General features: G+C 73.0%; 23 protein-coding genes. 11 read left to right on the forward strand and 12 right to left on the reverse strand.

The window, feature by feature from the left end:
- Positions 1 to 60 precede the first annotated feature (60 nt).
- Positions 61 to 1,278 carry a PucR family transcriptional regulator gene (locus tag Pdca_RS04085; protein ID WP_085915191.1) on the reverse strand — a complete coding sequence of 406 codons (1,218 nt, stop codon included), beginning with the start codon at positions 1,276 to 1,278 and terminating at the stop codon, positions 61 to 63.
- Between the two features lie 145 nt (positions 1,279 to 1,423).
- On the opposite strand from Pdca_RS04085, the gene Pdca_RS04090 reads away from it, so the two are divergent.
- From Pdca_RS04090 to Pdca_RS04105, 4 genes are read left to right on the forward strand one after another with little or no spacing between them, the layout of a single operon-like run.
- On the forward strand, positions 1,424 to 2,620 hold the full coding sequence (locus tag Pdca_RS04090; protein WP_085915192.1) for a thiolase domain-containing protein: 1,197 nt from the start codon (positions 1,424 to 1,426) through the stop codon (positions 2,618 to 2,620).
- Entirely contained in the window at positions 2,617 to 4,215 is a 1,599-nt protein-coding gene (locus Pdca_RS04095) for an AMP-binding protein (protein ID WP_174824369.1), read from the forward strand. The genes Pdca_RS04090 and Pdca_RS04095 overlap by 4 nt, the downstream gene beginning before the upstream one ends.
- Complete coding sequence (locus Pdca_RS04100) at positions 4,212 to 5,081, forward strand: PCC domain-containing protein (RefSeq protein ID WP_085915193.1); 870 nt, start codon at positions 4,212 to 4,214, stop codon at positions 5,079 to 5,081. Before Pdca_RS04095 ends, Pdca_RS04100 begins: the two co-directional genes overlap by 4 nt.
- A complete protein-coding gene (locus Pdca_RS04105) occupies positions 5,078 to 5,887 on the forward strand; it encodes an SDR family NAD(P)-dependent oxidoreductase (RefSeq protein ID WP_085915194.1) in 810 nt (269 codons plus the stop codon). Before Pdca_RS04100 ends, Pdca_RS04105 begins: the two co-directional genes overlap by 4 nt.
- 59 nt (positions 5,888 to 5,946) lie before the next feature.
- Here Pdca_RS04105 and Pdca_RS04110 read toward each other — a convergent pair whose 3' ends face one another.
- Both Pdca_RS04110 and Pdca_RS04115 read right to left on the reverse strand, forming a co-directional pair.
- Positions 5,947 to 6,813 carry an LLM class F420-dependent oxidoreductase gene (locus Pdca_RS04110; protein ID WP_085915195.1) on the reverse strand — a complete coding sequence of 289 codons (867 nt, stop codon included), beginning with the start codon at positions 6,811 to 6,813 and terminating at the stop codon, positions 5,947 to 5,949.
- A 26-nt stretch (positions 6,814 to 6,839) separates the two neighbouring features.
- Positions 6,840 to 7,583, reverse strand: coding sequence for an SDR family oxidoreductase (locus Pdca_RS04115; RefSeq protein ID WP_085915196.1), 744 nt, complete (start codon positions 7,581 to 7,583; stop codon positions 6,840 to 6,842).
- A gap of 93 nt (positions 7,584 to 7,676) precedes the next feature.
- On the opposite strand from Pdca_RS04115, the gene Pdca_RS04120 reads away from it, so the two are divergent.
- Positions 7,677 to 8,285 (forward strand): TetR/AcrR family transcriptional regulator, encoded by a 609-nt coding sequence (locus Pdca_RS04120; RefSeq protein ID WP_085915231.1) that lies wholly within the window; start codon positions 7,677 to 7,679, stop codon positions 8,283 to 8,285.
- A gap of 210 nt (positions 8,286 to 8,495) precedes the next feature.
- Here the strand turns inward: Pdca_RS04120 and Pdca_RS04125 are convergent, their stop codons facing one another.
- The 8 genes from Pdca_RS04125 to Pdca_RS04160 form a co-directional block, all read right to left on the reverse strand.
- Positions 8,496 to 9,338 carry an SMP-30/gluconolactonase/LRE family protein gene (locus Pdca_RS04125; protein WP_085915197.1) on the reverse strand — a complete coding sequence of 281 codons (843 nt, stop codon included), beginning with the start codon at positions 9,336 to 9,338 and terminating at the stop codon, positions 8,496 to 8,498.
- Positions 9,335 to 10,921 (reverse strand): class I adenylate-forming enzyme family protein, encoded by a 1,587-nt coding sequence (locus tag Pdca_RS04130; protein WP_085915198.1) that lies wholly within the window; start codon positions 10,919 to 10,921, stop codon positions 9,335 to 9,337. The genes Pdca_RS04125 and Pdca_RS04130 overlap by 4 nt, the downstream gene beginning before the upstream one ends.
- A 64-nt stretch (positions 10,922 to 10,985) precedes the next feature.
- Positions 10,986 to 11,660 carry a GntR family transcriptional regulator gene (locus Pdca_RS04135; RefSeq protein ID WP_232021407.1) on the reverse strand — a complete coding sequence of 225 codons (675 nt, stop codon included), beginning with the start codon at positions 11,658 to 11,660 and terminating at the stop codon, positions 10,986 to 10,988.
- 74 nt (positions 11,661 to 11,734) lie between these two features.
- Positions 11,735 to 12,832: a CaiB/BaiF CoA transferase family protein gene (locus Pdca_RS04140; protein WP_085915200.1), complete on the reverse strand. Its 1,098-nt coding sequence runs from the start codon at positions 12,830 to 12,832 to the stop codon at positions 11,735 to 11,737.
- Complete coding sequence (locus Pdca_RS04145) at positions 12,832 to 13,569, reverse strand: SDR family NAD(P)-dependent oxidoreductase (RefSeq protein WP_085915201.1); 738 nt, start codon at positions 13,567 to 13,569, stop codon at positions 12,832 to 12,834. Before Pdca_RS04145 ends, Pdca_RS04140 begins: the two co-directional genes overlap by 1 nt.
- Positions 13,566 to 14,075: a hypothetical protein gene (locus Pdca_RS04150; protein WP_085915202.1), complete on the reverse strand. Its 510-nt coding sequence runs from the start codon at positions 14,073 to 14,075 to the stop codon at positions 13,566 to 13,568. Before Pdca_RS04150 ends, Pdca_RS04145 begins: the two co-directional genes overlap by 4 nt.
- Positions 14,072 to 15,226: a thiolase family protein gene (locus tag Pdca_RS04155; RefSeq protein ID WP_197719918.1), complete on the reverse strand. Its 1,155-nt coding sequence runs from the start codon at positions 15,224 to 15,226 to the stop codon at positions 14,072 to 14,074. Before Pdca_RS04155 ends, Pdca_RS04150 begins: the two co-directional genes overlap by 4 nt.
- On the reverse strand, positions 15,223 to 15,660 hold the full coding sequence (locus Pdca_RS04160; protein ID WP_085915203.1) for a Zn-ribbon domain-containing OB-fold protein: 438 nt from the start codon (positions 15,658 to 15,660) through the stop codon (positions 15,223 to 15,225). The genes Pdca_RS04155 and Pdca_RS04160 overlap by 4 nt, the downstream gene beginning before the upstream one ends.
- A gap of 211 nt (positions 15,661 to 15,871) precedes the next feature.
- Between Pdca_RS04160 and Pdca_RS04165 the strand changes: the two genes are divergently transcribed.
- From Pdca_RS04165 to Pdca_RS04190, 6 genes are all read left to right on the forward strand, one after another.
- Entirely contained in the window at positions 15,872 to 17,365 is a 1,494-nt protein-coding gene (locus tag Pdca_RS04165; RefSeq protein WP_085915233.1) for an aldehyde dehydrogenase family protein, read from the forward strand.
- Between the two features lie 29 nt (positions 17,366 to 17,394).
- Positions 17,395 to 18,519 (forward strand): NDMA-dependent alcohol dehydrogenase, encoded by a 1,125-nt coding sequence (locus Pdca_RS04170; protein ID WP_085915204.1) that lies wholly within the window; start codon positions 17,395 to 17,397, stop codon positions 18,517 to 18,519.
- Complete coding sequence (locus Pdca_RS04175) at positions 18,516 to 19,271, forward strand: SDR family NAD(P)-dependent oxidoreductase (protein WP_085915205.1); 756 nt, start codon at positions 18,516 to 18,518, stop codon at positions 19,269 to 19,271. Before Pdca_RS04170 ends, Pdca_RS04175 begins: the two co-directional genes overlap by 4 nt.
- A 90-nt stretch (positions 19,272 to 19,361) precedes the next feature.
- Entirely contained in the window at positions 19,362 to 20,666 is a 1,305-nt protein-coding gene (locus Pdca_RS04180) for an MFS transporter (RefSeq protein ID WP_232021408.1), read from the forward strand.
- 37 nt (positions 20,667 to 20,703) lie between these two features.
- A complete protein-coding gene (locus tag Pdca_RS04185) occupies positions 20,704 to 21,513 on the forward strand; it encodes an alpha/beta fold hydrolase (protein ID WP_232021409.1) in 810 nt (269 codons plus the stop codon).
- Entirely contained in the window at positions 21,510 to 22,259 is a 750-nt protein-coding gene (locus tag Pdca_RS04190) for an SDR family NAD(P)-dependent oxidoreductase (RefSeq protein ID WP_197719919.1), read from the forward strand. Before Pdca_RS04185 ends, Pdca_RS04190 begins: the two co-directional genes overlap by 4 nt.
- A 70-nt stretch (positions 22,260 to 22,329) precedes the next feature.
- Here the strand turns inward: Pdca_RS04190 and Pdca_RS04195 are convergent, their stop codons facing one another.
- The gene (locus Pdca_RS04195) at positions 22,330 to 23,157 is read right to left on the reverse strand and encodes a helix-turn-helix transcriptional regulator (RefSeq protein ID WP_085915206.1); all 828 of its coding nucleotides are present in this window, start codon (positions 23,155 to 23,157) and stop codon (positions 22,330 to 22,332) included.
- Between the last annotated feature and the right edge of the window lie 337 nt (positions 23,158 to 23,494).

Raw genomic sequence — 23,494 nt, forward strand, 5'->3', positions numbered from 1 at the left:
TCGACCGTCAGCGGTGGCGAATCAGCGGCAGATGTTCATCGTTCTGTCGGAACGGCCGGTTCAGGTGCGTGGCCCGAGTGCCTCGATCCGCAGCTGCAGCTGCAGTGCGAACCGGTCGTGGCCGGAGCCCAGGTCGTACCCGGTGAGCTCGCGGATCTGGTTGAGCCGGTAGTACAGCGTCGTCCGGTGCAGGTTCAGGGCGCGCGCCGTGCGCGGCGCGGAGCAGGCATGGTCCAGGTAGGCCCGCAGCGTCTCGCGCAGCCGGGGGCCCGCGTCGTCGGCGTCGATTGCGCGCAACGCCCGCGCCGCCGGGGCATCCGGCGGGAGATCGTCGGGCAGTGAGAGCAGCGGGGCGTTGCCGCCCAGCTCGTCCCAGATCGCGACGCCGTCGAGGGCGGGCAGCCGCCGCGCCGCGCGCACCGCGGCGATCGCCTGCCGGTGCGAGGCCCGGATCCGGGCCAGCGCGGTGGCCGGCGAGCCGGTCCCGACGACGACGCCCGCCTGCGGCCCGAGCGCCCGGAACAGCCCGTGCCGGATCCGGTCCGCGGCCTCGCGCAGCGCATCGGGCACCGCTGCCGACGGCCGGTGCTGCACGAGCTCGATCCGGCCGCCGGTGACCAGGCCGAGACCGGGGGTTCGGCTCGCCGCCTCGACGATGGAGCGGGCGTGCCGCAGGGCGAGCTCGATCTGGGCGTCGGAGTGCCGCACGCTGGTGACCTCGACGACCATCGCCACCAGCTGCGCGCGATCCGGAAAACCGCTGTCGCGCAGTGTTTCCACCGCTGCCTCGCGGTCACCGTCGGCGCTGCCGAACAGGCCGCGCAGTGTCCGGTCGCGCTCGTCGCGACGGGCGTCGGCGACCTGGGCGCGGGCTGCGAGCAGAGCTGCGACGGCGTGCGCGGCCTCGTCGATCGCGGCCTGCTCGGCGCCGGTCAGGGTCCGGTCGGCGTCGATCACCATGACGGTCCCGAGGAAGGCGCCGTCGGCGCGCAGCGGCACACACCAGCGGGGCAGCAGCCCCAGCGCGGGTGCCCCGGGTAGCCGGCCGGCGCTCGGCCAGCGGGGGATGTCCTGGTCGACGACGTGCGCGGTGACCTCGGCCCCGAGCTCGTGCTGCAGCACGGCCCGGATGCGGACCGGATCCTCGTCCTCGAAGTGGCGGCTGCCGTAGATCTGGCGGACCAGCGGGTCGTTGACGACGACCGAGCGGCCGAGCAGCTCGGCCAGGTCGTCGACGAGCAACCGGATCTCGTCCGCCTCGCCACCCCATGCCGTCATGGCCCCATTGCACCAGCACGTTTCGACAGAACGAGTGCCGGACACGGTGATCTCGCATCGCCGCGAGGTTCCGTCCCGGGCGGGGCGATCGGCACCATCGGCGGCGGGACCGCAGCAGGGCACGGCCGCGCGACGGAGGTCGACGATGACGGCGCAGATCAGGGCGGCGCAGGGGACGGGTGCGCAGTTGACCGGCTGGGCGCACACCCCGTTCGGGCGGCTCGCCGCCGCCGGGGTGGAGGAGCTCGCCGCCGAGGTGGCGTCGGCGGCACTGGCCGACGCCGGGATCGATGCCTCCGCGATCGACCTGGTCAGCGTGGGTGTGTACGGGGCGGGGCTGGGCAGGCAGAGCTTCCATGCCGCGCTCGTCGGAGCCGGGACCCCGGAGCTCGCCGCCGTCCCGGCGGTGCGCGCCGAGAACGCCTGCGCGACCGGCAGCGCGGCGCTGTTCACCGCACTGGACGCGGTGGAGTCCGGCCGGGCCAGGGCGGCACTCGTCATCGGCGCGGAGAAGATGACCTCCACCCCCGGCGACGAGGTCGGCGCGGCGCTGCTCGGCGCCAGCCACCTGCCGACCGAGGAGCACCACGGCAGCTTCGCCGCGATCTTCGGGGAGCTCGCCCGCCGGTATGCCGCGCGCTACGGCGACCAGCGGCTCGCGCTCGCCCGGATCGCCGCGAAGAACCACGCCAACGCGGTGCACAACCCGTACGCGCACGTGCGCCGGGACCTGGGCGTCGAGTTCTGCTCGACCGCCTCCGAACGCAACCCGATGGTCGCGGACCCGCTGCTGCGCACCGACTGCTCGATGGTGTCCGACGGCGCGGCGGCCGTCGTCGTCGCCGGGCCGGACATCGCCCGCTCGGCCCGCCGCGCGGTCCGCTGGCTCGGCCGGGCGCAGGCCAACGATGCGATGGCGATCGACGCCCGCGCCGACGTGCTCGAGTTCGACGGCGCCCGCCGCGCGTTCCACGGCGCGCTCGCCGAGGCCGGCATCGAGCTCGCCGACCTGGACCTGCTGGAGACCCACGACTGCTTCACCCAGGCCGAGCTGCTGCAGTACGAGGCGTTCGGGCTGGCTGCGCCCGGCAAGGGCGGCACGCTGCTGGAGGACGGACACACCGGGCGCGACGGCGTGCTGCCGGTCAACGTCTCCGGTGGGCTGAAGGCCAAGGGGCACCCGATCGGCGCGACCGGGGTGTCCCAGCACGTGCTGGCCGCGATGCAGCTCGTCGGTGAGGCCGGGGACATGCAGCTGGGCCGGGCCGGGCGCGCCGCGGTGTTCAACATGGGCGGGGTGGCGGTCGCCAACTACGCCTCGGTGCTGGAGGCCGTCCGATGAGCCCGCACCGGCGCGCGGTGAACCTGGCGACGCTGCTCACCCAGACCGCGCGGCGAGTGCCCGGCGGCGACGCCGTCGTCCGCGGTGAGCGGCGGATCAACTGGTCCACACTGGACGGAGGGGTGAGCGCGCTGGCGGCCGAGCTGACCGCCCGCGGCCTGCGGCCGGGCGACTGCGTGCTGGTGCACAGCGTCAACGAGATCGAGCTGGTTCAGACCCTGTTCGCGGTCTGGCGGGCCGGTGGCGTGGTCGCGCCGACCAACGCCCGGTCGACCCCCGGCGACATCGCCGTGATCGCCCGGGTCTGCCGTCCCGCGCTGGTGGTCTGCCACGACGCCGACCGCGGGCACGCCGCCGCCGTCGCCGACACGGTCGGCCCACTGCGCGGCGAGCCACTGTGGATCGCAGGCACCGGCCCGGACGCCGTCGCGACGGTGGCCCCGCTGGACGGGACCGGCCCGCCGGTGCCGGACTCGGCCGTCCGGAACGGGGATCCGGCCTGGTACTTCTTCACCTCCGGGACCAGCGGCAGCCCGAAGTGCGCGGTGCTCACGCACGACCAGATGGGATTCGTGGTCACCAACCACATCGCCGACCTGATGCCCGGGCTGTCCGCGGCCGACGCGTCGCTGGTGCTCGCGCCGCTCTCGCACGGCGCCGGGGTGCACCTGCTCCCGCAGGTCGCGCGGGGCGCCCGCACGGTGCTCCCCACCGCAGCCGGGCTGGACCCGGCGCAGGCGTGGGAGCTGGTGGAACGCGAGCGGGTGAGCAACATGTTCACCGTCCCGACGATTCTGAAGAAGCTCGCCGAGCATCCCGACGCCGGTACCCGCGACCACACGAGCCTGCGGCACGTCGTCTATGCCGGCGCGCCGATGTACGCGGCCGACCAGGAGCACGCCCGCGCCGTGCTCGGCGACGTGCTGGTCCAGTACTACGGTCTCGGCGAGGTCACCGGGAACATCACCGTGCTCGGGCCGGACGAGCACGACCGGCCCGCCCCCGACGGCATCGAGTTCGGCACCTGCGGCCGGGTCCGCACCGGCATGCAGGTGGTGCTGCGCGACCCGGACGGGATGCAGACGGCTCCGGGTGAGCCGGGCGAGGTCTGCGTCGCCGGGCCCGCGGTCTGCCACGGCTACCTGGACAACGACGAGGCGAACGCCGCCGCGTTCCGGGACGGCTGGTTCCACACCGGCGACATCGGGGTGTTCGACGAGCACGGCTACCTGTTCCTGACCGGCCGCATCTCCGACATGTACATCTCCGGCGGGTCCAATGTGCACCCGCGCGACGTCGAGGAGAAGCTCGTCGCGCATCCCGGCGTCGGTGAGGTCGCGGTGCTCGGTATGCCGCACCCGTCGTGGGGCGAGGTGGGGGTCGCGGTCTGGGCGCCCGCCGACGGTCACGAGCCCGGCGAGTCCGACCTGCGCGAGTGGCTCGAACCGCGGATCGCCCGCTACAAGCTGCCCCGGCACTACGTCCGCTGGCCGGAGCTGCCCCGCTCCGGTTACGGCAAGATCGTCAAACGGACGATCCGGGACCGCCTGCTCGGCCAGGGCTGGACCGACGGCGGACCGGGAAGCCCGTCGTGACCGCGGCCACCGCTGCCGGATTGCGCCATCCCGGCCCGGCCGCGCCCGAGCGGATCGTCGCGGTGCCGGCCCGGACCCGTGCGGTCGCCGTCGACCTCCCGGCCGGGGCCGGGCTGGCCGCGGCGCTGCAGGACGCGGTGCACCGGCTGGGCGTGACGGCGGCGCAGGTCGAGCTGCTCGGCGGCACGCTCCGCGAGGTGTCCTACTGCATCCCGGCGTACTGCGCCGACGGCAGCCGCGCGGCGCACTACAGCGCGACCCGAGGCTCGGCCGGGCCGGTGGCCGTCGTCGCCGGGGCGGCCGGGATCGGGACGCGCGACGGCGCACCCTTCACGCACGCGCACGTCGCCTGGGTGGACCGGGCGGGCAGCCTGCTCGGCGGGCACCTCTGGCCCGCGACGACGGTGGGTGCCACCGGCGTGCAGGCACTGGTGTTCCCGCTGGCCGGGGTGTGCAACGAGAGCGCGGAGGACCCGGAGACGCTGCTGCCGGTCTTCACCCCGCGACCCACCGCCGGGACCGGGGACGGCGCCCGCGCGGTCACCGCGCGGGTGCGGCCCGGCGCCGACCTGCTGGCGGCCGCCACACGGATCTGCGCCGACGCCGGCTTCCGGCGCGCGATGGTGCGCGGCACCCTCGGCAGCCTGGTCGGCCCGCTCTTCCCCGGGGCCGGTCGGGCGGCCGCCGGGCCGTGCACCGAGGTGATCTCGGTGCGCGGCGTGGTCGGACCGGATGCCGGGCCGTCCGAGCTGCACGCGCTCGCCGTCGACTCCGACGGCGTCGTGCACGGCGGGGTGTTCGATCCGGCGGCGAGCCCGGTGGCCGTCACCGTGGAACTGCTCCTGATCGAGGTGGTGGACCGGTGAACCGGCTGGCAGGACGGGTGGCGATCGTGTTCGGCGGCGGCCGGGCCGCGTCACCGGAACCGCCGGATGCGGACGTCGCGGGGATCGGGCACACCACGGCGCTGACCTACGCCCGGCACGGCGCCCGGGTCGCCGTCGTCGACCGGGACACCGGCGCCGCCGAGCGCACCGCCGCCGATGTGCGGCGGGCCGGTGGCGAGGCGCTCGCGCTGGGCGCGGATGTCACCGACCCGGACCAGGTCGCCGCCGCCGTCGCCGGGACGGTGCACGAGTTCGGCGGGATCGACGTGGTGCACAACAACGTCGGGACCACCCTGCTCGGCGGGCCGGAGGACATCACGCTCGACCAGTGGCGCGGCGCGACGGCGGTCAACCTGGACAGCGTGTTCGTATGCTGCCAGCAGACGCTGCCGCACCTGCTCGCCCGCGGACGCGGCGCGATCGTCACCGTCTCCTCGCTCGCGTCGATCCGCTGGACCGGCTACCCGTACCCGGCCTACGCGGCGGCGAAGGCCGGGGTGAACCAGCTGACCCGCAGCCTCGCCGTGCAGTACGCCGATCGCGGGATCCGGGTCAATGCGATCCTCGCCGGGCTGGTCGACACCCCGCTCGTCTACCGCGAGCTCGCCGGGGACCGCACCGTCGACCAGGTGCGGGCGGCCCGGGACGCGCTCAGCCCGACCGGGCGGATGGGCCGCGCCGCCGACGTCGCGAACGCCGCGCTGTTCCTGGCCTCCGACGAGTCCGCCTACGTCAACGGCTGCCTGCTGCCGGTGGACGGGGGGATGCACGCCCGATCCTGCTAGCGGCTCAGCGCCCGGCGCGATCGCGGTACAGCCGCTGGGTCCACAGCCGGCTCGCGCGGTCAGCCCAGCTCGGCGATCGCCGCTCCCATGACGTCGACGATCCGTCCGGGTTCCGGGATCCGCCGGGCGAACACGTAGGCCGTGGTGAACCCCATCTCGCGCTGGGCCGACGCGGTCCGGACGACGTCGTCGGCGGTGGTGTCCGGGTCGATCCCGAACATCGCGGTCTTCTCGATGTCGTCGTAGTCGCGCCCGACCGCGTCGCAGTGCGCCCGCAGCACATCGAGCTTGTGGGCCGACTCGGGCGTCGCGGCGATGTTGCAGGCGTCTGCGTACTGCGCGACCAGTCGTAGCGTGCGCTTCTCGCCGGATCCGCCGATCAGCAGGTACGGGTGTGGTCGTTGTAGGGCCTGCGGCACGTTCAGGGTGCGGCCGAGCCGGTAGTGCTCACCGGTGAACGGGTCCTCGGAGTCCGACCACATCTGCAGGCAGATCCGGATCGCCTCCTCCAGTCGCTCGAAGCGCTCCCGGGTCGGCGGGAGGTTGAGGCCCAGGCCCGCGGACTCATCGGCCGCCCAGGCGGCACCGATGCCCAGCCCGGCGCGGCCACCGGACAGCACGTCCAGGGTGGAGACCTCCTTCGCGAGCAGGGCGGGCTCGCGGTGGGTGACGCCGGTGACGAGCGTGTGCAGCCGCACCCGCTCGGTGGCCGCCGCGAGGAAGCCGAGCGTCGTGTACGCCTCCAGCATGTCGTTCTCGAACGGGCCGAGGCCGACGTCGCCGCCGAGCTGCCAGAAGTGGTCCATCACGGTGATCCGGCTGACGCCCGCGGCCTCCGCGTCCCGGGCGTGCCGGGCGAGTGCGGGGCCGAGCGCGGGGGCGCCGCCGTCCCAGGTGAAGTCGGCGATGTGCAGTCCGATTTCCATACCGTCTCCTGTTCTCGTCGTCCGGGTCAGAGCTGCTTCTCGCCGCCGTCGACATAGAGGTTCGCGCCGAGCACGAAGCTGCTCTGCGCGGACGCGAGGAAGACGACGGCGTCGGCGACCTCGTCGGCGGTGCCCGCGCGACCGAGCGGCACCTTCGCCGCGAAGCCGGCCCGCGCCTGCTCGGCGCGCTCCGCACCGACCAGCTCGGCGACCGCCGGGGTGTCGATGGTGCCCGGCGAGACGGCGTTGACCCGCACGCCGCGGCCCTTCAGTTCGTTCGCCCAGGTTCGGACGAAGGAGCGCAGCGCGGCCTTGCTGGCGGCGTAGGTGCCGAACGCCTCGACGCCGTCGTCGGCGCGGGTCGAGGAGTTCACGATCACCGAGGCACCGTCGTTGAGCAGCGGCAACGCCTTCTGCACGGTGAACAACGTGCCGCGCACGTTGACGTCGAAGATCCGGTCGACGTGCTCTTCGGTGATCTCGCCGAGCGGGAGGAACCCCGAGGCCCCGGCGTTCGCGAACACGACGTCCAGGCCGTCGCCCCGCTCCCGGACCGCCGCGTAGAGCCGGTCGAGATCATCCATGTCGGCGATGTCGCCCGGCACCCCGGTGGCCGAGCCGATCGTCTCGACGGCCGCGTCCAGCTCGACCTCGTTCCTGCCGGTCACGAACACGTGCGCACCCTCGGCGGCGAACCGCCGGGCGGCCGCCAGGCCGATCCCGCTGCTGCCGCCGGTCACCACGGCCGTCCGGCCCTCGAGCTGTCCCATGCCACCCTCTCCCGCTGATTCAGTACCGATCGGTACTGATCTCGACCGTAGCACTTCGGTACTGCTCGATACAGAACGAGTAGTGTGGGGACCGTGACCGGTGCGAAGAGGGCCCCCGTCGGTCGGCCCCGCGGGTTCGACGCCGAGGAGGCGCTCGAACGCGCGCTGCTCGTGTTCTGGGAGAAGGGGTACGAGGGCGCAGGCCTCGCCGACCTGACCGCCGCGATGGGCATCACCCGGACCAGCATGTACGCGGCCTTCGGCAACAAGGAACAGCTGTTCCGCAGGGCCCTGGACCGCTACACCGAGGGGCCCGCGTCGTACGGGGAGCTGGCGCTGACCGAGCCCACCGCGCAGGCGGTGGCGACGGCCTTCCTGAACGGCTCGGTCCGGACCACGACCCGCCCCGACGCACCCGCCGGCTGCCTCGGTGTCCAGGGCTCGCTGGTCTCCGGAGACGCGGGCCGCCCGATCCACGACGCGCTGGTCGAGTGGCGTACCGCCGCCGAGGTGCGGCTCGCGGACCGCTTCCGACGGGCGGTCGACGAGGGCGATCTGCCCGCGGGCGCGGACCCGCGGCGGCTCGCCCGGTACCTCATGACCGTGGCGAACGGGATCGCCGTGCAGGCCGCCGGCGGGACGTCGCGGGGGGAGCTGCAGGAGGTCGCCGACACCACGCTGCGGAACTGGCCGCCGGCCTGAGGGCGCATCGAACCGCGGTGCCGATCCCCGGGGCCACCCGGGAGGCGGGGCGCGTGGATGTTTGCGGACTTCGGGTGACCACCCGATCTCGGCCCGTAGCACCGGGCGGAGCGGGGCGACCAGGGCGGCATGACTGAACTCCTGGTGCCGGTGCCGCCCGGCGGGCACCTCCACACGGCGGCGCACCCCGCCGGGCGGTCCGCTCGTCGCTCAGGCCCGGCCGTCGGTGAGCGGGCGGCCCGGCACGTCCGACTCCCGCTCACACACGAGCACCCGACCCCCCTTCGCGGCGGTGACGACGAGGAGATCGAGGTCCGGGCCGGCGAAGCACAGGTTGGTCGGGAAAGTGGGCTCGTCGAATCCGATGGTCTCCTCGACCGCGCCGTCCGTGCCGAGGACGACGATCGCGTCCGCCCCGGGTACCGCCGCGTACACCCGCCCCTCGACGTCGAGGGCCAGGCCGTCCGGTCCGCCGCCGGGCACCACGAGCGGGTCCCCGGCGGGGAGCAGCCTGCACCCGTCCCAGCGGTGCCGGGTCACGATCCCGAGCGAGGTGCCGGCGAGGTACAGCTCGTCACCCGCCACGGCGAGCCCGTTGGGGAAGTCGACGTCGTCGAGGATCACCTCGACCGCGCCTGTGCTGCTGTCGAGAGCGCAGACCCGGCCGTGCCCGGTCGCCCCGGGCGGGCCGGGATCGGTGAACCACACCCGGCCGTCCGGCCCGATCGTGAGGTCGTTCGGCGCCAGCGCGCCGGGGATCGGGAGGTCGGTGACGCCGTCCGGTCCGATCCGCTGGAGTCCCGGTCGTGCCGGACGCGCGGAGCTGCTCGCACGGACCGCGCCGCCGTTCTGCGCGACCCAGATCCGACCCCGCGCATCCTGCGCGAGACCGTTGGGCCCCCCGCCGACGTCGACGCTGCTGCGGACCCCGCCGTCGAGGTCGATCTCGACGACCGATCCCCGGGAGAGCGCGACCACGAGCAGTCGCCCGTCATCGGTCCACAGCGGTCCCTCGGTGAACCCGATCCCGGCGGCGAGTGTCCGGGTGCTCACCGGGCACCTCCCGCGAGCCGGTCGCGCAGGAGCCGCTTGCTGAACTTCCCGGTGTCGGTGAGCGGCACGTCGGCGAGTGCGATGATCTCGATCCTGCTCGGGACCTTGTAGCCGGCCGCACGTTTGCGCACGTGTGCGTCGAGCTGCTGCGGGAGATCGGCCGACGGGACACCCCGGGGAACCACCGCGGCGACCATCTGCTCGGAGCCCTGGGCGTCCTCGATTCCGACCACGAACGCCTGATCGACACCGGGATGGCTGCAGAGCAGCTCCTCGACCTCGATCGGCGCGATGTTGATCCCCTTGACCTTCACCATCTCCTTCTTCCGGCCGACGACCCGCAGGCGCTGCTCGTGGTCCAGCGATCCGAGGTCGCCGGTGCGCAGCCAGCCGTCGTCGCGGAACGTGTCGTGGCCGAGTACCGGGTCGCCGAGGTACCCGTCGATCACACAGCCGCGCAGCTCGATCTCCCCGGTCTCGCCGACCGGCAGGATCCGGCCGTCGTCGTCGGTGATCCGGATCTCCTGGGTGTCGAGCACTCGCCCTGCGGTGCCGAGCACGATCTCGGGCGGATCGTCCGGCTCGGTCATCGTGGAGTGCCCGTAGGCCTCGGTGAGGCCGTAGACACTGCAGATCCCGGCGATCCCGAGCTCCTCGAGCACCAGCCGCCGGTCCTCGTGGGTGAAGCCGGTGGTCCCGGTACGCAGTGACGAGATGTCGTGCCGCCCGAACCCGGGAGCCGCCAGTAGGTTCCTGGTGGTGGGGCCGAACCCGTAGTAGACGGTGCACCGTTCCCGGTCGATGAACTCCAGGGAGGTGTCCCCGGCCGGTCGTTCCTCGACGCACAGGGTCACCCCGTGGCAGAAGGCCACCGGCAGCGCGTTCGAGCATCCGTAGCCGAAGAAGAAGGGTGCGGAGATCCACAGGCGGTCCCCGGCGACGAGGCGCTGCCGGGCTCCGATCTCGGCCGCGTTGCGCAGCAGCAGGTCGTGGCGCAGCGGGACGGGTTTCGGCCGGGAGGTCGATCCGCTGGTGAACAACACGTAGGCCAGGCCGTCCTGGCGTGCGCCGGGTACCGGGTGTGCGGGGCCGGCCGGCCGGACCGTCGCGGGGAGGGCTTCCCCGGCGTTCCAGACGAGTGCGCCGGTCCGGGCGCCCGGGACCCGCTCGGGGAGCCCGGCGGCCGCCAGCTCGGTGAGGGTGTCGCGCCCGAACACGCTCTCCTCGGTCACGACCAGGGTGATGGCGGCCTCGTCGAGCACGTGGGCGATCTCCGCCGACCGGTACCAGGTGTTGATCGGTACGACGGTCGCGCCGGCGTGCTGCACGGCGAGCGCGGACACGATCCACCGCAGCCCGTTCGGGAGCAGCACGCCGATCCGGTCTCCCGGCCGCACTCCCTCCGCGACGAGGGCGCTCGCCAGCGTGCTCACCCGTCCGGCGAGCTGGGACCAGGTCAGCCGGCCGTCGGCGGCCACGACGGCGTCGTCGTCCGGCCGGAGCGACGCCTGCCGGTCGACGGCCTCGGGCAGGGTGGTGGCGGTGTGTGCTGAGCCGGATCCGGCGGTCGGAATGTACGACATCGGACGTCCAGTTCTGATCTTTGATACGGATTGTGGATGCGTGAGGGGCTGCTGCCGGGCGTGCTCAGTCGGACAGGATGCCGTTGCGCTTGAGGACGGCGACGACCTCGTCGCCCTCGGCGCGCACGTGTTCCTGATTCAGCCGGTCGGCCGCGGCACCGTCCCGGGCGCGCAGCGCCTCGACGATGGCCGCGTGCTGCGCGGTCGCGGTCGGGCTTGCCGCCTGGGGGATCCCGTACACCTCGCGGGGGAGGTTGTGCGAGAGCTGGCGCAGCACGGACAGGGTCCGCCTGCTGGCCCCGGTGTGGTTGATCAGGGAGTGGAACTCCCAGTTCAGGTCGTGCACGAGATCCGGATCGTCGGCATCCGACATGCTCCGGTGCAGCTCGTCGAGCCTGCTCAGGACCGGTTCGGTGATCCGCCGCGCGGCGCCGGCCGCGGCGAGACCCTGTGCCATCCCGTAGAGCCGGTAGTGGTCCTCGATGTCCTCGGAACGGATGGGGACGACGAAGGTCCCGCGATGCGGCTCCGAGGCGACCAGCCCGTCGGACTCGAGGGTGATGAGTGCTTCGCGGACCGGTAGCCGGCTGACCCCGAGCTCGGTCGCGATCGCGTCCTGAGGGACCCGCTGTTCCGCGCGGAGCCGGCCGTCGAAGATCATCGACCGGACGTGCTCAGCGACCTCCACCGCCATCGCACGGCGCTGCACGCGAGGCGTGGCGGGCGACCGCCCGGGCATGATGTCTCCTCGCCGTCGACGGTCGGAATCTGAATAAACTATCAGCTCGCCGGAGCGGGACCTGCTCACCGCGGTCATCGCCGATCCCCGGTGGCGACGCCCCACCGGTCGAGAATCTCGGCCACGGTGCCGGGGGATCGTGTTCGCAGCGGTGTCCGGGCCAGCCGCGGGGCGGGTGTGGGCTGCGGGCCCCCGGGGCCGGGGGTCAGCGTGCCGCGCGCGGCGATCTGGGAGTCCCCGGGAGCCTCGGCCATGCTCAACACCGGTGTGACACAGGCGTCGCGATCGGCGAACACAGCGCTCCACCCGGCGCGGGTGCGGCCGGCGAACGCCTCGGCCACCTGCTTCTTCAACTCGGGCCAGCGCTCCCGGTCCCACTGGCCGGGCAGCTCGGCAGGATCGAGACCGAGGCCATCGAGCAGGCGGGCCCAGAACTGTGGCTCGATCGCGCCGACCGCCACGTACTCGTCGTCGGCGGTCCGGTAGACGTCGTAGAACGGCGCGCCCGAGTCGATGTCGTTGGTACCGGGCTCGGTCGACCAGCGCCCCTGCGCCGCACGGCTCCAGATTCCGGTCATGAGCAGGCTGACCCCGTCGGTCATGGCGGCGTCGACGACCTGGCCCCGGCCGCTCGCCTGTCGTTCCAGCAGGGCCGTGGTGATCCCGAAGGCGAGTAACATCCCGCCCCCGCCGTAGTCGCCGACCAGGTTGAGCGGTGGGACCGGGGCCTCGCCGCGGCGTGCGATGGAGCGCAGCGCGCCGGTCACGGCCAGGTAGTTGATGTCGTGCCCGGCCTCGCGCGCCCGCGGCCCGTCCTGTCCCCAGCCGGTCATCCGGCCGTAGACCAGGCGCGGGTTCCCGGCGAGGCACGTCTCCGGACCCAGCCGGAGCCGTTCCATCACACCCGGGCGGAAACCCTCGATCAGCACGTCGGCGTGCTCGATCAGCTCTGCGGCGGTCGCGTGTCCGGTGCCGGTCTTGAGGTCGAGGCCGATCCACGGACGGCCGCGGGTCAGCGCTCCGCCGTCCACCGGACCGGCCGGCCGGTCGACCCGGATCACATCGGCACCGGCATCGGCCAGCAGCATCGCGGCGAACGGGCCGGGCCCGAGGCCGGCGAACTCCACGACGCGGATCCCGTGCAGCGGCCCGTCCGGCATGTCGTCTCCCATCAGTGTCCATCCTCCGAGTACGGGTCGCCGACGCTGCGGCCGCCGCACGCGACGAGCACCTGCCCGGTGACGTAGCCGGCGCCCGCGAGATAGCCGACGGCCGAGGCCGCGTCGTCCGGGGTTCCGGCCCGGCCGACCGGGATGGCGGCGAGGGCCCGGCGACGGATCTCGGGTGGCAGGCTGTCGGTCATCGGGGTGTCGACGAACCCCGGTGCCACGGCGTTGACGGTGATCCCGCGCGGGCCCAGTTCGAGCGACAACGACCGGGTGGCACCGACCAGGCCGCCCTTCGCGGTCGAGTAGGCGGCCGAACCGAACGTGCCTAGCCAGGCCCGCGAGGCGACGTTGACGATCGAGCCCCGGCCGCGCTCCGCCATGCCCTCGGCGGCCAGGCGGATCATCGCGAGCGGGCCGAGGAGGTTGATCTCGTTCAGGCGACGGAACACCGCGGGATCCAGCTTGCGGATCCGGGCGTCCCGCAGCACGCCGGCGCAGTTGACCAGCAGGTCGGCTCCACCCAGCGCATCGGCCCGGGCCACCGCGGCGCGGCGGGACTCCGGATCGGTCACGTCCAGTGCCCACGGCTCGACGCCGTGCCCGATCGTGCTCGCCGCGAGCTGCGCTGCGGACCGGTCGAGATCCGCGAGCAGCACGGTGAACCCGTCGGCGGCGAGCCGCGCGCAGACCGCGCGGCCGATGCCGCCGGCACCCCCGGTGACCAGTGCTGTTCCGGTCATGGGCGCAGCCTCCCCAGGTCGGTCCCCGCGGTCAGGTAGATCTCCTGTCCGGTGACGGCGTCGCCGCCCGGGCCGGCCAGCACACCGAGCTGGGCGGCGAGCGCCTCGACGGCCGGGGCGGCGGCGTCGACGGCCACCACGTTGACGGTCACGGCGTCCCGGGCGAGCTCGATGGACAGCGTGCGGGCCATGGAGAGCACCCCGTTCGCGACGGCGGACGCGGCCGTGCCACCTGCGGCAGCCATCAGTGGCACGTGCGGCAGTACGAACACCAGCCGGCCGAGCCCGCCGAGAACAGCCTGCACGTCGGTCAGTACGGCGTCGAGCGGGTCGCCGACGTCGGTGCTCAGCCGGTCGTCGGTCAGCTCGGCGAGCGGGGCGAGCGGCGGGATCCACGGCGCCAGCACGGCCACCGGGGCACTCGGGTGGACCCGGGTCATCGCGTCGCGGACCACCGGCACGAGCGCACCCGCCCCGCGGACGATCTCAGCGGTCGTGGAGCTCATGCCGTCATCACCACCGTGGTGACGGACCCGCCGTCGGTGCCGTTGACGGTGCCGCCCTTGCAGTACGCCAGTGCCGTGCGGGCCCCGTCGACCTGCCGTCCACCCGCGGTACCGCGCAGCTGCCAGGTGAGCTCGCAGACCTGTGCGACGCCCGTCGCCCCGACCGGGTGCCCGCGGGAGAGCAGGCCTCCGCTCGGGTTGACCGGCAACCGGCCACCCAGGGCGGTCATCCCCTCCGCGGCCCACGCCGCGCCGCGTCCGTGCGGGACCAGACCCAGACCCTCCATCCGGACGATCTCCGCGATCGTGAAGCAGTCGTGCATCTCGACGAGGTCGATCTCGCCGGGCTCGACGCCGGAGAGCCGCCAGGCCTCCTTCCCGGCCCGGCGGGACACGTCCTCGGCGTTGATGTCGCCGAGACCTGTCTGCACGGAGCCGCTGACGAGCCCGACGCCGCGTACCCGGGGACCGGTCGGGGCGATCCCCAGCCTGCGCAGCCCGGCCGGGTTGCAGAGCAGCACGGCCGCCGCACCGTCGGAGATCGGGCTGCAGTCCAGCAGGCCGAGCGGCTCGGCGATCGGCCTGGCACCCAGGACCTGATCCAGCGAGATCGGCTTGCGGTACTGGGCCCAGGGATTGTGCACCGAGTGCGCGTGGTTCTTGACCGCCACCGCGGCGATCTGCTCCCGGGTGGCCTCGTGGTCCGCCAGGTAGCGCCGGGCGCTCATCGCGTGCCCGGCCGCCATGACGTAGCCGACGGCGGCATCGAGGTCGCCGGGATCGGGGCGGACCCCGCCGGCGACCCGGTCGGTCATCTTCTCGACGCCGATCACCAGCACGACGTCGTGCAGCCCTGCGGCGAGCGCGACCCAGGCCTCGCGGACCGCGGTGGCGCCGCTGGCGCAGTAGTTCTCGTGGTTGGACACCGGACGCCCGTCGAGCCCGAGCTGGGCGGCGATCCGCTGCCCGGCGACCGGCCCGCCGAAGACGTGCCCGACGTAGAGGCCGTCGACCGAGCCCAGGCCGGCGCCGGCGTCGGCGAGGGCCGCGCGGGCGGCTCCGAGCGCCATCGACTCGAGCGTGACCTCGGCGGGGTACTTGCCGAACCGGACCATCCCGGCGCCGGCGACGTGGGCGGGGGCGGGGCTCACGGCGCGACCTCCCCGGTGGCCCGGAACCGGTACCCGACCAGCTCGGCGCCGTCCTCGGCGGTGCCGAAGGGGGTGAGCTCCAGGGCCACCGGCATGTCCAGGGCGACCGCCTCGGGTACGACGCCGACGACCTGCGCCATCAGCCGGACGCGGTCCGTGGGCAGATCGACCCAGGCGAGCGTGTAGGGAACCTCGACCCCCGCCGGTGCCTGACGGACCACGGTGAACGAGTGCACCCGTCCGTCGGGCGAGAGCTCGGTGGGTTCGACGGCTCCGGTCCGGCAGGACGGGCAGAACGCGCGGGCCGGGAAGCTCGCCGCACCGCAGTCGGTGCAGCGCGATCCCAGCAACCGGGGTGGTTCGAGGGCGAGGAGCCCCTCACGGAACGGTCGGCCGCGCACTGCGGTCGACGACGAGGTCTCGGCGGACGGCATCGGTGCCTCCTGGACGGAGTGTGGATCCGGCGGGCGGGACCGCCTGATGACTGATCTTTGATACAAGTTAGACGACGTTGACGCTTGCCTCGGCCGGCAATCTCTGTGACCCTCTGCACGGCAGGCGAGCTGCACGTGGAGTCGATCTCGTCGAGAGCGGATGTGCTCCCGTATCGCCGTAGTTTGTATCAAATATCCATGGAGGGCAATGATGACCTTCACCAGTGAGGCCCCCGAGGTGGCCGGCGCGGTGTCCGAGCGGCTCGCGCTGCAACCACACCTGTTCGTGGACGGCGCCGCGGTGTCCGCCACACACGGGGGCGAGCTCGCCGTCGTCGACCCGGCGAGCGGCCACCGGATCGGCACGGCGGCCTGCGGCGACGCGCACGACATCGACCGGGCGGTCCGGTCCGCGGCGAGGGCATTCCGTCCCGGATCACCGTGGCGGAGGATGACCCCGCTCGAGCGGGGCAAGGTGCTGCACCGGATCGGTGACGCGATCCTCGACCGAGCCGATGAGTTTGCCGAGCTCGAGGTGCTCGACGCGGGCAAGGTGCGCGGTGCGGCCCGGTCGATCGACGTGGACTTCGCAGCCCGCGCCTTCCACTACTTCGCGGGTTGGCCGACGAAGATCGTCGGATCGACCGTCCCGACATCGCACCCCGGCATCCACATCGCGACGGAGAAGGAGCCGGTCGGGGTCGTCGGCGCGATCACCGCCTGGAACTTCCCACTGCTGCTGTGCGGCTGGAAGCTCGCGCCCGCGCTGGCGGCCGGGTGCGCCGTGGTCCTCAAGCCGTCGGAGGAAACCCCGCACTCCGCCCTGTGGCTGGCCGAACTGGCGGTCGAGGCCGGTCTGCCGCCCGGGGTGCTCAACGTGGTGCCCGGCCGCGGCGCGGACGCCGGGCGGGCGCTGGTCGACCACCCGCTGGTCGACAAGATCACCTTCACCGGCTCGACGGCGGTCGGCCAGGAGATCGCCCGCCGGTCTGCGGACCAGGTCAAGCGGGTCACGCTGGAGCTCGGCGGGAAGAGCGCGAACATCATCTTCGCCGACGCCGACCTGGACGCCGCCGTCGAGGGCTCGGCGGCGGGGCTGTTCTGGCACTCCGGTCAGACCTGCAGCGCACCGTCGCGACTGTTCGTGCACCGCTCGGTGCACGACGAGATCGTCCGGCGACTGACCGCGATCGCCGACGGGCTGCGTCCGGGGCATGGTCTCGCCCGGGGCACGGAGCTCGGGCCGCTGGTGAACGCGGCCCAGCAGGACAGGGTCGCCGGGCACGTCCGCCTGGCCCGGGAACAGGGCGCGACCGTGCACGTCGGCCCCGACGTCCCGGCCGAGGGCTTCTTCCACCCGGCCACGGTCGTCTCCGACGCGCACGACGAGATGGCCTGCGCGACCGAGGAGATCTTCGGTCCGGTCCTGACCGTGCTCGCTTTCGACGACACCGACGAGGTCCTGCAGCGAGCCGATGCCAGCGAGTACGGCCTCGCCGCCGGCGTGTGGACCCGCGACGTGAGTACCGCGCACCGCGCCACCCGGGCGCTGCGCGCGGGCACCGTCTATGTCAACGGCTGGGGCCTGACCGATCCGGCTGCCCCCTTCGGCGGCTTCCGCCGGTCCGGCTACGGCCGCGACCTCGGTCCGGACGGTCTCGAGGGCTACCTCGAGACCAAGTCCGTCTGGACCTTCCACGGCTGAGGCCGCCCCCCATTCCGTCAGGAGATGACATGAAGACCCGTGCCGCCGTACTGACCGGCTACCACAAACCCTTCGAGATCCGCGAGATCGAGCTCGACGAACCCCGCGCCGGCGAGGTCCTGCTGAGGATGTCCGCCGCCGGTCTGTGCCACTCGGACCTGCACATGGTCGACGGCGACAACGTCGTCCGCTTCCCGATCGTCGGTGGTCACGAGGCCGCCGGCGTCGTCGAGCAGGTCGGCCCCGGCGTCACCAGGATCGCGCCCGGCGACCACGTCGTGTGCAGCTTCACCCCGGCCTGCGGCACCTGCCGCTACTGCTCGACCGGGAAGCAGAACCTCTGCAACTCCGGCGCCACCATCCTCGAGGGCTGCATGCCCGACGGCACCTTCCGGATGCACGACCCGGAGCTCGGTGACATCGGCGGGTTCTGCATGCTCGGCGCCTTCTCCGAGCGCGCCACCGTGTCGGAGATGTCCTGCGTCAAGGTCGACGACTGGCTCCCACTGGACAAGGCCGTCCTCGTGGGGTGTGGCGTGCCCACCGGCTGGGGGAGCGCGGTCAACGCCGGGGGAGTCCGGCCCGGCGACACCGTCGTGATCTACGGCCTCGGCGGGGTCGGGATGAACGCCGTGCAGGGCGCCGCGCACGCCGGCGCGAAGTACGTGATCTGTGTGGACCCGGTCGAGTTCAAGCGCACGACCGCCCTCGACTTCGGAGCCACCCACGTGTTCGCCACCGCTGACGAGGCGGCGACCGCGACGAAGGAGCTGACCTGGGGCGAAGGTGCGGACCAGGCCATCTGCGTCGTCGGTGTGATGACCGAACAGGTCGTCACGGATGCGTTCAACGTGATCGGCAAGGGCAGCACCGTCGTCGTCACGGGTGTCGCCGACCCGGCCGCGCTCACCGTGCACGTCTCCGGCTCGGATCTCGTCTTCAACCAGAAGACGATCAAGGGAACGCTGTTCGGCTCGTCGAACCCGCAGCACGACATCGTCCGGATGCTGCGGCTCTACGACGCCGGTCGGCTCAAGCTCGACGAGCTGATCACCCGGCGCTACACCCTCGACGAGATCAACGAGGGCTACCAGGACCTACGCGACGGGAAGATCATCCGCGGGGTCATCGACTACTCGACGGCCGGGCGGTGAGCGCCGTGGGCCACGCCGAGTTCGAGGGCACGGTCGCGATCGTCACCGGCGCGGCGAGCGGCATCGGCCGGGCCGCGGTCGAGCTGCTCGTCGAACGCGGCGCCCGGGTCGTCGCCGAGGACCGGGATCCGGGGGTCGAGGCCCTCGGATCGGACTCGGTCGCGCCGCTGGTCGCCGATGTCGCCGAGGAGGACAGCGCCCGGCGGGCCGTCGCGCTGGCCCGGGAGCGGTTCGGGCGGCTCGACGTGCTCGTCAACAACGCCGGGATCATCATCAACAGGACCGTCGTCGAGATGACCCTCGACGAGTGGAACTCGGTCCTCGCCGTCAACGCGACAGGCGCGTTCCTGCATTCGCGTGAGGCGCTGCGCGCGATGGCGCCGCAGGGCTCCGGCGCGATCGTGAACGTCGGCTCGTACGCCTGTTACCAGGCGTTTCCGACGATCGCGGCGTACGCCGCGTCCAAGGGCGCGCTCGCCCAGCTGACCCGCGTGACCGCACTCGAGGCCATCGAGGCAGGAATCCGGGTCAACGCGGTCGGCACCGGGGACACGGTGACCCACATCCTCGACGACATCCACGACGACGGTCCCGGCTTCCTCGCCAACCACGGCGGCGGCACCCCGATCGGCCGCGCGGCGCAGCCGCGGGAGATCGCCGAGGTGATCGCCTTCCTGGCATCGGACCGGGCCGCCTACCTGGTCGGCTCGGTCGTGATGGCCGACGGCGGTATGAGCGTCGTCGCCGGCTGACCGGCCCGGCAGCGGTACCGCGTCCCACGCAGTCCCGACGGGCGAGCCGCAGCTCCGCGGCCGCCCACGAGCGCTCCGGAAAGGAGCCCCATGACCGGCATGACCTCGCCGGCGTCCCGCCGGGTGGTGTCCGCCACCTTGATCGGAAACTTCACCGAGTGGTTCGACTTCGCCGTGTACGGCGCGGTCGCGGTGATCCTCGGCCGGGTCTTCTTCCCGACCGACGACGCGGTGACATCGTTGCTCGCCTCGCTGGCGGTCTTCGGAGTGGCGTTCGTGTTCCGCCCGCTCGGCGGCGCGGTGCTGGGATCGATCGGGGACCGGTACGGCCGCCGCATCGCGCTGTCCACGGCGGTCATCGGCATCAGCGTGGCGACCACGTTGATCGCCGTGCTGCCCGGCTACGGCGCGATCGGCTTCTGGGCGCCGGTCCTGCTCGTGCTGCTGCGCTGCGTGCAGGGCCTCTCCGCCGGTGGCGAGTGGACCAGCGCATCGGCCTTCCTCGCCGAGTACGCCCCACCCGGGAAACGCGGCGCGCGGGCGGCGCTGATCTCCGCCTCGGGCGGTCTGGCGATCGTCACCGGGATCGTGTCGGTGCTCGCGCTGGAGACCGCGCTGTCGCCGGAGCAGATGCAGGCGTGGGGATGGCGGCTGCCGTTCCTGCTGGCCGCCCCGCTCGGTCTGGTCGGGCTCTACCTGCGTCTTCGGATCGACGAGACCCCGGTCTACCGGGAGCTGCGGGCCCAGGGCGCCGTCGCCGCCGCCCCACTGCGCGAGGCGCTGCGCACCGAGCGGCGGGCCCTGCTCATCGCGTTCGCCTGTGCGTCGGTCACCGGCGTCGGCTTCTACTACCTCGCGACCTACTTCGCGAACGCCATGTCCGTGGCCGGCTCACGCCCTGCCGCGCTGCTCGTGACATCGGTCGCGCTGGTCTGGTACGTCGCGCTCTGCGTCCCCGCCGGCCGGTTGTCCGACCGGATCGGCCGCCGGCCGGTCTACATCGGCTCGGCGATCGGGCACGCTGTGCTCGCCGTCCCCGTCCTGATGCTGATCGGCTCGGGTTCGCCGTGGCTCGCGCTGCTCGGCATGTGCCTGTTCGCGATCCCGCAGGCCGGGCTGAACGTCATGTCCTCGATCGTGCTGGTCGAGCTGTTCCCCGCCCGGACCCGCTCGAGCGGCGCGGCACTGGCCTACAGCCTCGGTGTCGGTCCGATAGCGGGAACCGCGCCACTCGTCGCGGCGGCACTGACTGCGGCCACCGGCACCGTCGTCGCCGCGGCGTTCTATCTGGCCGTGATCGCGCTGGCGGTCGGGATCGTTCTGATCCGTTTCCTGCCGGAGACGGGGGGCAGGTCGCTGACCGACGAACAGCCCGCCGAGACCACCGCCGGTTGATCCGGTGCGCGTCCTTCGACACCCTCTGGAGGCCCCCATGGCCGCTATCGCGCCGCTGCCCGACACCGACGTGGCCGACACCGGGCACGGCCCGCCGGTACTCCTCAGCCACGGCACGTTGCTCGACCGCACGATGTTCCTGCCCCAGACCGAGGTGCTGTCCGAGGACCACCGGACGGTCGCGTGGACCAGCCGGGCCGGTACCACCCGGTACGGCACCGAACGCTCCCTCGACGACCTGGTCGACGACACGCTCGCGGTCGCCGACACCGCCGGTATCGACCGCTTCGTGCTGGCCGGCATGTCGGTCGGCGGGTTCATGGCCGTCGAGCTGGCACTGCGGTACCCGGAACGGGTCGCCGGGCTCGTCCTGATGGCGACCCGTTCCGCCGCCTACACCGATCGGGAACGCCGCGAGTTCGGTGCACTGCTCGAGCCCCTGGACATCGACGGCCCGATTCCGGAGTCCGTGATCGACGCGTTCCGGTCGGTGATCTTCGGAGAGCGCGCGCTCACCGACCGGCCCGAGCTGATCGAACGCTGGACGACGGCGTGGCGCGCACGCCCGGCGCGATCGTTGTACGGCGAGTACCGGTCGTGGATCGACAAGCCGGACCGGACCGCGGACCTGGCCCGGATCACCGTGCCCGCGCTGGTCCTGCACGGTGAGGACGACCGTGGCATCGACCTCGAACACGCCCGCGTGATGCACGCCCACCTGCCGGACTCGACCTACGTGCCGATCCCCGGTGCGGGCCATCTGCTCGCCGAGGAGCAGCCCGAGGCGGTCACGGCGGCGCTCAGCGACTGGCTCCGCGCCGTTCGTCCCGGCGAGGAGCCGGCATGACGGACGCAATCAGCGACCTGACCGGGGACGTCGCGGTCGTCACCGGCGGCAGCCGCGGCATCGGTGCCGCCGTCGTCACCACGCTCGCGGGCGCGGGGGCGTCCGTCGTCGTGGCCGGTGGCTCGGCTGAGCACGGCCACGCGCTCGTCGATGAGCTGGGACCGGCGCACCGCTACCTGCCGCACGACGTCAGCTCCGAGCAGTCCTGGGACGCGCTCACCGCGCACGTCCGTGCCGAGCTCGGAGAGATCACCGTCCTCGTCAACAATGCCGGGATCCTCGATCCCGGTTCCGACATCAGCGGAACGAGCGTCGACAACTTCGACCGGCACTACCGGGTCAACCAGCTCGGGGTGTTCCTGGGGATGCGCGCGGTGGCCGGGGCGATGAAGCGGGCCGGGACGGGCTCGATCGTCAACCTCTCGTCGATCGGGGGGCATCGCGGCTACGCAAACCAGATCGGCTATTCGACCACCAAGTGGGCTGTCCGCGGCATGACGAAGTGCGCGGCAGTCGAGCTCGGGCCGCACGGGGTGCGGGTGAACTCGGTCGCCCCGGGTTTCATCGGCACCACGATGATCGACGTCCTGCCGGGTGAGCAGATCGATACGGTCACCGCCGCCACCCCGCTCGGACGCCGCGGGACGGCCGGCGAGATCGCTCGCGCGGTGCTGTTCCTGGCCGCGCGGGGCTGTCCCTTCATGACCGGCGCCGAGCTGATCGTCGACGGCGGGCTCGCGTTGTGAACGCTGAGGGGCCGGCAGCCCTGCGGCTGCCGGCCCCTCGTCCAGGTCAGCAACGGCTACCGACCCGAGGTCAGATCAGGCCTGCCGCCCGGGCCGCGATGACCGCCCGCGTCCTGTTCTGGGTGTCGAGCTTGCGCATGGCGCTGTACAGGTAGGCCTTGACCGTGCCCACGGTGATCCCGAGCCGGTCGGCGATCTCGGCGTTGGTCGCTCCCACCGCGACCTGCCGCAGCGCCTCGATCTCGCGGGGCGACAGGGCCGGGGTCTCGCCGGTGGGCCGAGCGGTCGCCCGGCGCGCGCCGCCCAGGCCCTCGTGGATCCGGCTCAACCTGCTGCGCAGTCCCGGGTCGTCGGTGGCGTCGATCAGTGCCGCGAGATCGAGGAGTGCGCTGGACCGGTCGTCGGCGTCGGCCGGGGGAGCGTGCCGGTCGAGGAGGGCTGCCGCGTCCCGGGCGATGTTCGTCGCCACGACGCCCGCGTTGCGGACCGCGACGTCGCCGATGGGCCGGTGCTCGCGCAGCGCGCCGTACATCACGCCGTGCACGCGCCCGTGGACGACGATCGGGTAGGCCAGGATCGAGGCCAGGCGTTCGTGCTCGACGACCACGTGGTCGTAGTCGTGGGTGATTCCCGCGGTCGCGGCGTAGTCGGTGACCCGGCAGGGCGTCCGGCGTGCCATCGCCGCGCCGCCGAGGCCGCGCCCGGACAGGACGCTGAGCAGCCGCAGCGAGTCGCCGACGGTGCCGATCATCTGGTTGATCGTGAGCTGCTGCCCGTCGCGGACCGTCCGGGTGGTTCCGCCGAAGACGACCGGCAGGCCGGTCGTCGAGCTGAGCTCGTGCAGCCGTCGGGGCATGACCGTGTCCAGGGCTCGGGCAACCGCATCGTCGTCGTGCACGAGTGCTCCTCCTTGTCCGGACGGCTCCCTCGCCGGCCTCGGACGTCTCGTTCTGTCAACGAGGCACGCCCGCGAGGGTTGTGGCAGACATGGTCCGGCGCGTCAATCCGCACGACCTCGGCCAATTGTTCACCCGTTCGGGTATTCGGGCAGCTCACGGCCCCCGGTGGCGCCGAGATCGGCTGTGCCGGGTGAGGAGGCCGTACCGACTTAGGTCGGTGTCGCCGTGACGTGCCCCGAACGGCCCCGTTGTGTCGCTCAGCGTGCGCAGTGAAGCGGCGCAGTGACACAGGAAGGAACCGACTGTGCGAAGGAGCCGACGGCTTGCCGTCCTCGC

Source organism: Pseudonocardia autotrophica, from assembly GCF_003945385.1.
GTDB classification, from domain to species: Bacteria; Actinomycetota; Actinomycetes; order Mycobacteriales; family Pseudonocardiaceae; genus Pseudonocardia; species Pseudonocardia autotrophica.